Genomic DNA, 12,336 nt, shown 5'->3' on the forward strand with positions numbered 1-12,336 from the left:
GGCATGGCGTGTTCGGGGCCGGCTGCAAGGCGTGGCATGGAGGACGCTGCGCAGCCAGCCAAATACGACGACAAGCCAACGACAAGAGTGAAGGAGACAGGTATGACCAAATTGCGTCCGCTGGTGGCCGGTGTGGCCGTGTTTGCCGCACTGGGTTCTGCGCTGGTTTCAGGTACCGCACTCGCGGATACGGTGAAGATCGCCTTCATTGACCCGCTATCGGGGCTGATGGCTCCCGTTGGGCAGAACCAGCTCAAGAGCTGGCAGTATGTCGCCGACATCGCCAACCAGAAGAACTGGGCCGGCGCGCACAAGTTTGAGGTAGTGGGGTTCGACAACAAGCTGTCGCCGCAGGAAAGCCTGACCATCCTCAAGCAGGCGGTCGACCAGAATATCCGCTATATCGTGCAGGGCAACGGCTCGTCGGTCGGGCTGGCGCTGCAGGACGCGGTGGCCAAGCACAATGAGCGCAACCCGGGCAAGGAGATCGTCTACCTGAACTACGCCGCGGTGGACCCGGACATGACCAATGCCAAATGCAACTACTGGCATTTCCGCCTCGACGCCAACTCGGACATGAAGATGGAAGCGCTGACCACCTTCCTGGCCAAGGACCCGAACGTCAAGAAGGTCTACCTGATCAACCAGAACTACTCGTTCGGCCACCAGGTGGCGCGTGCGGCCAAGGACTACCTGAAGCGCAAGCGCCCGGATATCCAGATCGTGGGTGAAGACCTGCACCCGCTGGCGCAGGTCAAGGACTTTGCCCCGTACGCGGCCAAGATCAAGGCCTCTGGCGCCGATACCGTGATCACCGGCAACTGGGGCAGCGACCTGGCGCTGCTGATCAAGGCGGGCAAGGATGCCGGCCTGACCACCAACTACTACACCTACTACGCCGGCACCACCGGCGTGCCCACCGCGATGGGCGCCACCGGCGCCGAGCACGTCAAGTATGTCGGCTACTACAACCCCAACAACAAGGGGTTCAAGGGGGCGGATGTCATCGAGGGCTTCAAGAAGAAGTACAACGATGACTTCTACGTGATGGCCTCCTACACCGGCATTGCCATGCTGGCCAAGGCCTTCAAGGACACCGGCTCGACCGATCCGATCAAGGTTGCCAAGGCGCTCGAGGGCATCAAGGTCGACAGCATGAACGGCACGGTCGAGATGCGCAACTCGGATCACCAGGCGCAGCAGCCGTTGGTGGTCGCCACCTGGACCAAGGTGGATGGCAAGGAAATCAAGTACGACCAGGAAAACACCGGCTACGGCTGGAAGACCAACGCGCTGATGGACCAGTACGTGTCGGCCCAGCCGACTTCCTGCCAGATGAAGCGGCCGGGCTGATCCTGTCCGTGACGGGCCGGCCACGCTGACAAAGTGGCCGCCCGATCCTGCATACTTTCGGTCTTTTTCGGTCGATACCGGGGAGCGTCCGGGGCGGGCATCCGCCCCCGGAGGGGGACGCTCACCCTCAATCCAACCGGACGGATGCCGGCATGCCCACGCATGGCGGCGCCAGCTTGAAGGACACGCTGTGGAATTCTTCGTCATCTCACTGCTGAACGGCATCAGCTACGGGCTGCTGCTGTTCATGCTGTCTTCGGGCCTTACGCTGATCTTCAGCATGATGGGCGTGCTCAACTTTGCCCACGCCAGCTTCTACATGCTGGGCGCCTACTTTGCCTACACCATCGCCAGCAAGGTCGGGTTCTGGCCGGCGCTGATCTTCGCGCCGCTGCTGGTGGCGGGCGCGGGCGCGCTGGTGGAGCGCTTCGGCCTGCGCACGGTGCACAAGTACGGCCACGTGGCCGAGTTGCTGTTCACCTTCGGCCTGGCCTATCTGATGGAAGAGGGCGTCAAGCTGGTGTGGGGCCTGGCGGCGGTGCCGTACCGGATTCCCGCGGAGCTGGACGGGCCGCTGTTCACGGTGTTCACCTCGTCCTTCCCCAAGTACCGCGCCTTCATGATGCTGGTGTCGCTGGGCATGCTGGTGGCGATCTACCTGGTGCTGACGCGTACCCGCATCGGGCTGGTGATCCAGGCCGCGCTGACCCACCCGGAAATGGTCGAGGCGCTGGGCCACAACGTGCCGCGCGTGTTCATGATGGTGTTTGGCGGCGGCGCCGCGCTGGCCGGGCTGGCGGGGGTGATCGGGGGCAATGCCTTTGTCACCGAGCCGTCGATGGCCGCGGCGGTCGGGTCGATCGTGTTCGTGGTGGCGGTGGTGGGCGGCATGGGATCGCTGGTGGGCGCCTTCATTGCGTCGATCCTGATCGGCGTGCTGCAGACCTTCGCGGTCACCATCGACGCCTCGCTGGCGGGCCTGATGACCAGCCTGGGGCTGGCGGTCAGCGAGGCCACGCCGTTCTATTCCTTGTGGAAGCTCACGGTGGCCCAGGTGGCACCGGTGCTGCCGTACCTGTTGCTGGTGGTGATGCTGATCTTCCGCCCGCGTGGACTGATGGGAACCCGGGAGAGCTGACACCATGGAGCAAGCGATGCAACAACCCCGCGAGCCGGTGGTGACCGGCCGCACCCTGCGCTACAGCCCGCTGAACCTGGCGCGCTGGATCATCTGGAGCCTGACCGTGCTGGTCATGCTGGTGCTGCCGCTGGTCTTCACCGGGGGCTTCGCCATCACGCTGATGTCGCAGATGGGCATCATGATCATCTTCGCGCTGTCGTACAACATGCTGCTCGGACAGACCGGCATGCTGTCGTTCGGCCACGCGGTCTACTCCGGGCTGGGCGCGTTTATCGCCGTGCATGTGCTGAACATGGTCGGGGCGGGCAAGGTCTGGCTGCCCGTGTCGATGCTGCCGCTGGTGGGCGGCCTGGCGGGCGCCTTCTTCGGCGTGATCTTCGGCTACGTCACCACCAAGAAGTCCGGCACCACCTTTGCCATGATCACCATGGGCATCGGCGAGATGGTGTTCGCCAGCTCGCTGATGTTCCCGGAGTTCTTCGGCGGCGAGGGTGGCATCTCCACCAACCGCGTGGTCGGCGACCCGTTCCTGGGCATCACCTTCGGGCCGGGGCGCCAGGTGTACTACCTGATCGCGGCGTGGTGCCTGCTGTCGATGGTGGCGATGTACGCCTGGACGCAGACGCCGCTGGGCCGCATCGCCAACGCCGTGCGCGACAACCCCGAGCGGGTCGAGTTCATCGGCTACAACACCCAGCGCGTGCGCTACCTGGTGCTGATCCTGTCGGCATTCTTCGCCGGTATCGCCGGGGCGCTGGGCGCCATCAACTTCGAGATCGTCTCTGCCGAGAATGTCAGCGCGGTGCGCTCCGGCGGCGTGCTGCTGGCAGTGTTCATCGGCGGCGCGGGCGTGTTTTTCGGGCCCATCATCGGCGCGGTGGTGTTCGTGCTGTTCGCGGTGGCGCTGTCGGACCTGACCAAGGCCTGGCTGCTGTACCTGGGCCTGTTCTTCGTGCTGATGGTGATGTTCGTGCCGGGCGGGCTGGCCAGCCTGCTGCTGATGCAGATGCCGCTGCTGGGCAAGGGCAAGCTGGGCCGCATGCTGCCGTCCTACGCGCGTGCCGGCGGCGCCGGCGTGGTGCTGCTGCTGGCCATGATCCTGACGGTCGAGCTGGTTTACAAGGTGCAGGTCGACAGCGCCAACGGCACCGCGATGTCGCTGTTCGGCGTCGGCTTCGATGCCGCAACCTGGACGCCATGGCTGGTGGCGGCCGCGCTGTGGGCCGCTGGCCTGTTCGCGTGGCGCCTGGCGGCGGCGCGGGTGCGCGGCGCGTGGGACAAGGTACAGATGGAAATCGCAGGAGGCAGGGCATGACAGCGGCACTGGAACTGACCGATGTACGCAAGAAGTTCGGCCAGACGGAGATCATCCGCGGCGTGAACCTGAGCATTCCGAAGGGTGAGCGCCATGCGCTGATCGGGCCGAACGGGGCGGGCAAGTCGACCACCTTCAACCTGATCTCGGGGCGCTTTGCGCCGACCAGCGGCACGGTGCGCCTGAACGGCGCGGAGATCGGCGGGCTGCAGCCCTTCGTGATCAACCGCATGGGGCTGTCGCGCAGCTTCCAGATCACCAACATCTTCCATCGGCTGTCGGTGTTCGAGAACCTGCGCTGCGCGGTGCTGTGGTCGCTCGGCTACAAGTATTCGTTCTGGCACCGGCTCAAGGGCCTGCGCGACACGCGCGAGCGCGCGGAGGAGGTGCTGGAGCTGATTGGCATGCAGCACCGCCGCGACAGCCAGGCGGGCCTGCTGACCTATGCCGAGCAGCGTGCGCTGGAGATCGGCATCACCATCGCGGGCGGCGCCGAGGTGATCCTGCTGGACGAGCCCACCGCGGGCATGAGCCGCTCCGAGTCCGATCACGCGGTCGAACTGATCCGCAAGGTCACTGTCGGCAAGACGCTGGTGATGGTGGAGCACGACATGAGCGTGGTGTTCGGCCTGGCCGACCGGATTTCGGTGCTGGTCTACGGTGAAGTGATCGCCACGGACACCCCGCAAGCCATCCGCAACAACCGCAAGGTCAAGGAGGCTTACCTGGGCACCACCCTCGATGAAGACGCCACCGAAGGAGCGCACTGATGGGCAAGCGCATGCTGAACGTCCAGGGCCTGCACGCCTACTATGGCAAGAGCCATATCCTCCACGGCGTGGACGCGCATATCGACGAAGGCGAGATCGTCGCGCTGCTGGGCCGCAACGGGGTGGGGCGCTCGACCATGGCCAAGGCCATCCTCGGCATGGTCAAGGCCGAGGGCTCGGTGCGGTTTCGCGACGAAGAGATCCTGGGGCGGCGTACCTTCGAAATCGCGCACCTCGGGATTGGCTATGTGCCGGAGAACCGGGATATATTTCCGACCCTGACGGTGCGGCAGAACCTGCTGCTGGGGGAGAAGCGCAACCCGCGGCAGGCCAGGCCGCGCTGGACCGTCGAAGACATGTTCAACATGTTCCCGCGGCTGAAGGAGCGCGAGAACACCTCGGCCGGCGTGCTCTCCGGCGGCGAGCAGCAGATGCTGACGCTGTGCCGCACGCTGATGGGCGACCCCGACCTGGTGTTGATCGACGAACCGACCGAAGGGCTGGCGCCGATGATCGTGGCCTTGGTCGGGGACTACCTGAAGACGCTGAAGGAGCGGGGTATTTCCGTGCTGCTGATCGAGCAGAAGCTGGCGATCGCGCTGGACATTTCCCAGCGCGTCTACGTGATGGGGCACGGGCACATCGTGTTCGAAGGCACGCCCGCGGAGCTGAAGGCCAACTCGCAGGTGAGAAAGGAGTGGCTGGAGGTCTGATTCGGCGCTCACAATGGATTTGCGCCGGGTCTGCATCGACCCGGCGCCAAGGCCCAGCCGCGCCCTGCGGCACAGCTTCAGCCGGGCTGAAACATCAGAAGAATCAATAGCTTGTCATCGCCCTGGGTAAGTGCTCAATAACCCGGGGCAAAGATGAGCCTGCTGCTCATGCAGAGATAGCGAGGCGCTGCTCGAGGATGTGCGGCAGCAGGGGAATGTGATTGGTGTATGAGATGCGGTCGGTCAGGTAATTCCAGAAGGAGATTCCCAGCTTCCGACAGGTCTTCTTCAGGCTCGAGAAGGTGTCACGGCATTGACGACCGAGTTCGCTGCGTGTGCCGCCACTGATCTTCTGCTTTTTCACTTGATCGCGAATGTCCCGTTCACTGCCATTTGTATGCAGTGGCACTTCGGGGCGTTCCAGCACCAGCAGCAACTCGGACTTGTTCTTGTGAATGCGCCTGAGCAAGCGGTCAAGCGTCGCGTAGCGGGTCTTCTGGATGAAGACCGCGTCAAATCGTTCTTGCAGTTCGCATTTGCGTTGGCTCGTCGGATGCAGCTTGTATTCCTTCAGATCCGCATAGAACGACCAGATGTCTGCGCGCACGCGGGCAATATCCTCGCGGTGCAGGTCATTGAGCGGCAGCAGCTTGTGCACGAGACGCTCGGCGTGTACCCAGCATAGCCCGTGAACCAGCACATTGAACTGTCCCGCATCATCGCTGATGATGGCCAGATCCTGGGCGATGCCTCGCCGCTTCAGGCAACCCAGTAACGCCCCTTCGGTGGCGATGGTCCGATGACGGGCAACGTCCATGCCCAGGCTGTCCAGGTGAGATAGCCACGCACTCTGATCGGCAAAGCTCGCGCGCTCGTGCTGACGCAGCACATCCAGGAACGCCTGCGGCAGTTCCCGCCTCTTCATGTAGGCGATGGCCTCGTCGTTGATCGGGTAGCCATGTCCCGCTGCGAGCAGCTCGAGGAAATTGATCCGACTCTTCGAGTTCGTGCTTTTGAAACAGGCGAAGTGCTCGTTACCGATGTGGGTGACATAGCCGTTGCGGCCCTGATGCCGCGTGCCAGTATCGTCGACCGTCACATATGCCGAGAGCGCCAGACCCGTCGACAGCAGGCCGTCTTTCTCGTCATGGAATCGCTCCTTGTCCTGCTGCAGCAGCGCATTCATCTGCCCGGACGAAATCTCGATGCCCCATTCCCGCAGTTGCTCGCACAGCAGCGGCTGAGTGATGTGGCAATGGTGGTACTGGTACAGCACGTAACTGACTAAGGTCGCGCCAAAATGGCTGGCATCAACGGCCTTGGGGAGCTGCCCGGTCAGTGCCTGACCGTCTGGCGTCTGCCACCGTGCGAGCCGGTAGCGCGTATTGTGTGTCCCGATCACGAGGTCCTGTACCACGAAGTCCCGGTAGCCCTTGAACCGCGAGCCTGGCGGGATCGGCTCGCTCGGCTGGATGACTTGCTCGCGATCGATCTTCAACTGCCCCGTCTTGCTCCTGGAGGGCGAACCGCGTCGCCTGGCTGGCTTGCCATGCTGCGGACCAGAGTCGCTGGCTTTGCCAGCCTGCTCATGCATACGGCTGGGCTTGAACGTCGGCCGCTTCTTCTCCCCCTTGAGCACCGCGACTTCGTCGTTCGCATGCCCCTTCTCCTCAACTAGGCGATGGACAAGCTCCACGAGGCTTTCACCCCAGGCCAGCACCTTCAGCACCGCCGGCGTGCGCTCAGCCTCCGCAATGTACGGTGCAACAAGCTTTTTCTTCACGGCCGCTGTCGCTCTACGCGCGCTTTGCAGCTCTTCTCAGCTCAGCAAGCTGCTGCTCCAGTTGCTCCTTCTCCTGCTGCAGGCCATTGGCCATCTCGACCAATTCCTCAACCCACGCCAGCACCTCGAGTTCCTTGGGCGTCATTCCTTCTCGCGGGATCTCTGGCAGCGTGTATTTTTTGGAGATGGTCATTCGGCAACGTCGGTGGTGGTAACGGCGCCGCGAAAGTTAACATCTCCACCCCGCGTTTACAAGCAAAACTCGCTGCAGCTGGCAACAGCCTCGTGTCCATACCTATCCCAATCACCCAGCCACAGACCATCCAGCACCACGCCGCTTTGCCCCGGGTTATTGAGCACTTACCGCCCTGGCAGTGACGGGAAAGCAACGCCGGGCGGACGCTCCGGATAGGATTGGGGTGAGGGCGGGGCGCCCCTGCGAAGTCATTCCGGTGGTATGCCAGTGCCTGCCCTCATCCCCTGCCGCTCTCCCGCAAGCGGGAGAGGGGAGCGAACCGGCGGCTTCGGCAAGTCAAACGGCATATCCTCGTAATCAATCAGCCGCGATTTCTTCACGGCCCGGTACCCCCACCACAGCGCCAGGAACGCCGGCACGCCGATATAGGTCGCCACGATCTCCGGCCACCGGTTCGGAATATCCGCAAACGCCTGGTAGTTCTGCCCGGCCACGATCACCACGCACAGCACCACGGTAAAGACGGGGCCGAAGGGATAGAGCGGCGAGCGGTACGCCAGCATGCTTACGTCATAGCCCTGGTGAACCAGCCCGCGACGGAAGCGATAGTGGCTGATGGCAATGCCCAGCCAGGCAAAGAAGCCAGTCATGGCCGAGGTGTTGAGCAGCCACAGGTAGACCGCCTTGTCCCCGAACAGCGAACTGAAGAAGCACATCGCGCCCACGGCGGTGGTGGCCAGCAGCGCATTGAACGGCACGCCGCTCACGGTCAGCTTGCCGAACGCGCGCGGAGCGCGGCCGCTGACGGCCAGGCCGTAGAGGATCCGGGTCGACACATACATGCTGGAGGTGCCGGCCGAGAGCAGCGCGGTCAGCACCACCGCGTTCATCAGCCCCGCGGCAAAGGCCAGGCCCGCGTGGCGGAACACCAGTGCGAACGGACTCACGCCCACGTCGGTGACGTCGTTGCGCAGCAGGCTGGGATCGGTATAGGGAATCAGCACCCCGATGATCAGGATCGCGATCACATAGAACAGCAGGATGCGCCAGAAGGTCTGCCGGATCGCGCGCGGGATGGTCCTGGCCGGGTGCTCCGCTTCGCCGGCGGCCACGCCCACCGTTTCCGTGCCCTGGAAGGAGAAGCCCGCGATCATCGCCACGCCGATCATGGCCGGGATGCCGCCGACAAAGGGCGCGTCGCCCATGGTGAAGTTGTGCCAGCCCGACTGCGGGCCACCCTTCATGATGCCGAAGATCATCAACAGGCCCACGCCCAGGAACACGATCACGGTCACCACCTTGATCAGCGCGAACCAGTACTCGGCCTCGCCGAAGCCGCGCACCGAGAACGCATTGAGCCCGAACATCAGCAGCAGGAACGCGGCGCTCCAGACCACGCCGGGCATTTCGGGGAACCAGTACTGCATCACCAGCTGCGCCGCGGTCAGTTCCACGGCGATGGTCACCGCCAGGCTGAACCAGTAGTTCCAGCCCAGCGCGAAGCCGAAGCCTTCGTCGACATAGAGCGCGCTGTAGGTGACGAAGGAGCCGGCCACCGGCATATGCACCGCCAGCTCGCCCAGGCTGGTCATCAGGCAATAGACCATCAGGCCGAGCAGCATATACATGAGCAGCGCGCCGCCGGGGCCGGCCTGCGCGATCGAGGCGCCCGAGGCCACGAACAGCCCGGTGCCGACCGCGCCGCCGATGGCAATCATGGTCAGGTGGCGGGCCTTGAGCTTGCGCTTGAGGTGGTCGTGCTCGACCACCGGGTGCTGGTGCTCGTGAGCGTGGGAATGTGAGGGGGAAGACATCAGGGTCGCTGGACCTTCCGCCGATCCGGGATCTTGTGGAACCCGGGCGGCAAAAAACGAAAAGTCGCGAGTCTACCGTGTCGGCCCGCGCGATTTGTCCGTGTCGGTCAAATAAAGTCCGATACTGGTTTAGAGGCGGCACTCAGTCGCACTCGGCAAGTGCTTTATCCGGCATGGCAGGGCGATTTAGCGTTGGGTTAAGCGTCCCCGCCATGCATCGCGATCAGGGGCGGCATTCGCGCCGCGCATGTCGCCGGAAAAGTCCGAAAATTGAAATTGAACGACCGTGCTATTTTGTGTATGCTTGTTTCGCCCAAGCGCCGGAAGGCGTTACGGGACGCGGGAAAGCGGCAGGTCGGGCGGAGGGTTTACCCGCCCATGACGGTCACCTCCCGCAGCAGTCGCCGGCCGCCGCTGGCCGCGCCGTGCAGTAAAAATGAATTCGAGAATTCGAATCCCGAGACAACTTTTGACACCAAAGGAACCAGCATGACAGCGCAGTATCAGGTTCAGGACGGCGTAGCCGTCATCACGCTCGACAATCCCCCTGTCAACGGCCTGGGTCACAGCACCCGGCTTGGCATCGTCGAAGGCATGACCCGTGCGCTGGACGATGCCGCCGTCAAGGCCATCGTCATCACCGGCGCTGGCAAGGCTTTCTCGGGCGGCGCCGACATCCGTGAATTCAATACGCCCAAGGCCATGCAGGAGCCGACGCTGCACTCGGTGATCCGCGTGCTGGAAGGCTCGTCCAAGCCGGTGGTGGCTGCCGTGCACTCGGTCGCCATGGGTGGCGGCCTGGAACTGGCGCTGGGCTGCAACTACCGCGTGGCGTCCAAGGGCGCGCAGATCGCGCTGCCGGAAGTGAAGCTGGGCCTGCTGCCCGGCGCCGGCGGCACGCAGCGCCTGCCGCGCGTGATCGGCCTGGAGGCCGCGGCCAACATGATCGTGTCGGGCACCCCGGTGCTGTCCGAGAAGTTCGCCGGCACCAAGCTGTTCGACGAGATCGTCGACGGTGACGTGCTGCCCGCGGCGGTCAAGTTCGCGCAGAACGTTGGCGCCGCTACCGGCCCGCACCCCAAGGTGCGCGACCTGAAGGTGCGCCACGAGAACCCCGAAGGCTACCTGGGCTTTGCCCGCAATACCGTGGCCGCGATGGCCAAGAACTTCCCGGCGCCGCTGAAGTGCCTGGAAGCGGTGGCCGGCTCGCTCAAGCCGTTCGAGCAAGGTCTCAAGGAAGAGCGCGAGGGCTTCCTGTTCCTGGTCACCACGCCGGAATCGCGCGCGCTGCGCCACGCCTTCTTCGGCGAGCGTGCCGCCAGCAAGATCCCCGATGTGCCTGAAGGCACCGCGACCCGCAAGATCGAGAAGGTCGCCGTGATCGGCGCCGGCACCATGGGCGGCGGCATCAGCATGAACTTCCAGAACGCGGGCATCCCGGTCACCATCCTGGAAACCAAGCAGGAAGCGCTGGACCGCGGCGTCGGCATCATCCGCAAGAACTACGAGAACAGCGCCAAGAAGGGCAAGCTCACGCAAGAGAAGGTCGAGCAGCGCATGGGCCTGCTGAGCACCACGCTGTCCTATGACGACCTCAAGGACGCCGACCTGATCATCGAGGCCGTGTTCGAGGAAATGGGCGTCAAGGAGACCGTGTTCAAGAAGCTGGATGAAGTCGCCAAGCAAGGCGCGATCCTGGCCTCGAATACCTCCACGCTGGACGTCAACAAGATCGCCTCGTTCACCAAGCGTCCGCAGGATGTGGTCGGCATGCACTTCTTCAGCCCGGCCAACGTGATGAAGCTGCTGGAAGTGGTGCGCGGCGAGAAGACCGGCAAGGACGTGCTGGCCACGGTCATGCAGATTGGCAAGAAGATCAAGAAGACCGCGGTGGTGTCGGGCGTGTGCGACGGCTTTATCGGCAACCGCATGATCGAGCAGTACAGCCGCCAGGCTGGCTACCTGCTGGACGAAGGCGCGCTGCCGGAACAGGTGGACAAGGCCATCGAGAAGTTCGGCTTTGCCATGGGCCCGTTCCGCATGGGCGACCTGGCCGGCAACGACATCGGCTGGGCCATCCGCAAGCGCCGCGCCGTAGACAAGCCCGAGATCCAGTACTCCAAGACCGCCGACCTGCTGTGCGAGATGGGCCGTTACGGCCAGAAGACCGGCGCGGGCTGGTACGACTACAAGGCGGGCGACCGCAAGCCGTACCCGAACCAGCAGGTCAACGACATGATCGTGCAGCATTCCAAGGACCTGGGCATCACGCGCCGCAAGATCTCTGACGAAGAGATCGTCGAGCGCCTGGTGTTCGCGCTGGTCAACGAAGGCGCCAAGATCCTGGAAGAAGGCATTGCTTCCAAGGCCTCGGATATCGACATGGTGTACCTGACCGGCTACGGCTTCCCGCTGTTCCGCGGCGGCCCGATGCTGTACGCGGACCAGGTCGGCCTGTACAACGTGGCGCTGTCGATGAAGCGCTATGCCAAGGGCTACCACGGTGAAGCCTGGCAGGTCGCGCCGCTGCTGCAGAAGCTGGCGGACGAAGGCAAGGGCTTCAACGGTTAACACCGACACACGGTTCAGCCTGGAGCTGGGATGAACACCACTATCGAACCGGACGATTGCCTGCTGGTGATCGACGTGCAGAACGACTTCATGCCGGGCGGCGCGCTTGCCGTGCCTCACGGCGATGAAGTGGTGCCCGTCATCAACCGGCTGGCGCGCGCGTTCGGGCACGTGGTGCTGACGCAGGACTGGCATCCCGTCAGCCACGTCTCGTTCGCGGCCAACCATGCGGGCACGCAGCCGTTCCAGACGCTGACGCTGCCGTATGGCGAGCAGGTGCTGTGGCCGGTGCACTGCGTGCAGGACACGCCGGGCGCTGCGCTGCATGCGGGCCTGCACGTGCCGCATGCGCGGCTGGTGATCCGCAAGGGCCATCATGCCGACGTGGACAGCTACTCCGCCTTCCTGGAGGCGGACCGCACCACGCGCACCGGGCTGGCCGGCTACCTGCGCGAGCATGGCGTCAGGCGCGTGTTCTGCGCGGGTCTGGCGACGGACTACTGCGTGGCCTGGAGCGCGCTCGATGCGCGCGCTGCGGGCTTTGCCGCCGCGGTGATCGAGGATGCCTGCCGCGCTATCGACCTGGAAGGGTCGCTGGCCAAAGCATGGCAGGACCTCGGCGCCGCCGGCGTTGCGCGCGTCACGTCCGCTGAACTGCTCAAGGGCCAGGGCTGAACCGA

10 protein-coding genes are annotated in these 12,336 nt (G+C 64.1%); 7 read left to right on the forward strand and 3 right to left on the reverse strand.

Annotated features, from left to right (window positions below; all coding sequences use genetic code 11):
• Nucleotides 1-102: 102 nt before the first annotated feature.
• The 5 genes from RS901_RS13695 (at nt 103) to RS901_RS13715 (ending at nt 5,292) form a co-directional block, all read left to right on the forward strand.
• On the forward strand, nt 103-1,353 hold the full coding sequence (locus RS901_RS13695) for a branched-chain amino acid ABC transporter substrate-binding protein (RefSeq protein ID WP_316149306.1): 1,251 nt from the start codon (nt 103-105) through the stop codon (nt 1,351-1,353).
• A 190-nt stretch (nt 1,354-1,543) separates the two neighbouring features.
• The gene (locus tag RS901_RS13700) at nt 1,544-2,491 is read left to right on the forward strand and encodes a branched-chain amino acid ABC transporter permease (protein ID WP_010810051.1); all 948 of its coding nucleotides are present in this window, start codon (nt 1,544-1,546) and stop codon (nt 2,489-2,491) included.
• 4 nt (nt 2,492-2,495) lie between these two features.
• The gene (locus RS901_RS13705) at nt 2,496-3,809 is read left to right on the forward strand and encodes a branched-chain amino acid ABC transporter permease (RefSeq protein WP_316149307.1); all 1,314 of its coding nucleotides are present in this window, start codon (nt 2,496-2,498) and stop codon (nt 3,807-3,809) included.
• Nucleotides 3,806-4,579, forward strand: a complete 774-nt coding sequence (locus tag RS901_RS13710; protein WP_114134672.1) for an ABC transporter ATP-binding protein — start codon at nt 3,806-3,808, stop codon at nt 4,577-4,579. Before RS901_RS13705 ends, RS901_RS13710 begins: the two co-directional genes overlap by 4 nt.
• Entirely contained in the window at nt 4,579-5,292 is a 714-nt protein-coding gene (locus RS901_RS13715; protein WP_035820240.1) for an ABC transporter ATP-binding protein, read from the forward strand. The genes RS901_RS13710 and RS901_RS13715 overlap by 1 nt, the downstream gene beginning before the upstream one ends.
• A 166-nt stretch (nt 5,293-5,458) precedes the next feature.
• Here RS901_RS13715 and RS901_RS13720 read toward each other — a convergent pair whose 3' ends face one another.
• The 3 genes from RS901_RS13720 to RS901_RS13730 form a co-directional block, all read right to left on the reverse strand.
• Entirely contained in the window at nt 5,459-7,075 is a 1,617-nt protein-coding gene (locus RS901_RS13720; RefSeq protein ID WP_316149312.1) for an IS66 family transposase, read from the reverse strand.
• 13 nt (nt 7,076-7,088) lie between these two features.
• Nucleotides 7,089-7,268, reverse strand: coding sequence for a hypothetical protein (locus RS901_RS13725; RefSeq protein WP_316149314.1), 180 nt, complete (start codon nt 7,266-7,268; stop codon nt 7,089-7,091).
• A 251-nt stretch (nt 7,269-7,519) separates the two neighbouring features.
• The gene (locus RS901_RS13730) at nt 7,520-9,085 is read right to left on the reverse strand and encodes an amino acid permease (protein ID WP_316149315.1); all 1,566 of its coding nucleotides are present in this window, start codon (nt 9,083-9,085) and stop codon (nt 7,520-7,522) included.
• Nucleotides 9,086-9,574: 489 nt separating this feature from the next.
• Here RS901_RS13730 and RS901_RS13735 point away from each other — a divergent pair, with 489 nt between their 5' ends.
• Together RS901_RS13735 and pncA are read left to right on the forward strand one after the other, a co-directional pair.
• A complete protein-coding gene (locus tag RS901_RS13735; RefSeq protein WP_316149316.1) occupies nt 9,575-11,656 on the forward strand; it encodes a 3-hydroxyacyl-CoA dehydrogenase NAD-binding domain-containing protein in 2,082 nt (693 codons plus the stop codon).
• Nucleotides 11,657-11,686: 30 nt separating this feature from the next.
• Nucleotides 11,687-12,331, forward strand: coding sequence for a bifunctional nicotinamidase/pyrazinamidase (pncA, locus tag RS901_RS13740; protein ID WP_316149317.1), 645 nt, complete (start codon nt 11,687-11,689; stop codon nt 12,329-12,331).
• Nucleotides 12,332-12,336: the final 5 nt, after the last annotated feature.

Source organism: Cupriavidus sp. BIC8F, from assembly GCF_032465815.1.
GTDB classification, from domain to species: domain Bacteria; phylum Pseudomonadota; class Gammaproteobacteria; order Burkholderiales; family Burkholderiaceae; genus Cupriavidus; species Cupriavidus necator.

What these genes read in the sequence shown, in the direction of transcription:
- RS901_RS13695 (WP_316149306.1), top strand. Translation starts at nt 103, where the DNA reads ATGACCAAATTGCGTCCGCTGGTGGCCGGTGTGGCCGTGTTTGCCGCA.
- RS901_RS13705 (WP_316149307.1), top strand. Translation starts at nt 2,496, where the DNA reads ATGGAGCAAGCGATGCAACAACCCCGCGAGCCGGTGGTGACCGGCCGC.
- RS901_RS13710 (WP_114134672.1), top strand. Translation starts at nt 3,806, where the DNA reads ATGACAGCGGCACTGGAACTGACCGATGTACGCAAGAAGTTCGGCCAG.
- RS901_RS13715 (WP_035820240.1), top strand. Translation starts at nt 4,579, where the DNA reads ATGGGCAAGCGCATGCTGAACGTCCAGGGCCTGCACGCCTACTATGGC.
- RS901_RS13725 (WP_316149314.1), bottom strand. Translation starts at nt 7,268, where the DNA reads ATGACCATCTCCAAAAAATACACGCTGCCAGAGATCCCGCGAGAAGGA.
- RS901_RS13730 (WP_316149315.1), bottom strand. Translation starts at nt 9,085, where the DNA reads ATGTCTTCCCCCTCACATTCCCACGCTCACGAGCACCAGCACCCGGTG.
- RS901_RS13735 (WP_316149316.1), top strand. Translation starts at nt 9,575, where the DNA reads ATGACAGCGCAGTATCAGGTTCAGGACGGCGTAGCCGTCATCACGCTC.
- pncA (WP_316149317.1), top strand. Translation starts at nt 11,687, where the DNA reads ATGAACACCACTATCGAACCGGACGATTGCCTGCTGGTGATCGACGTG.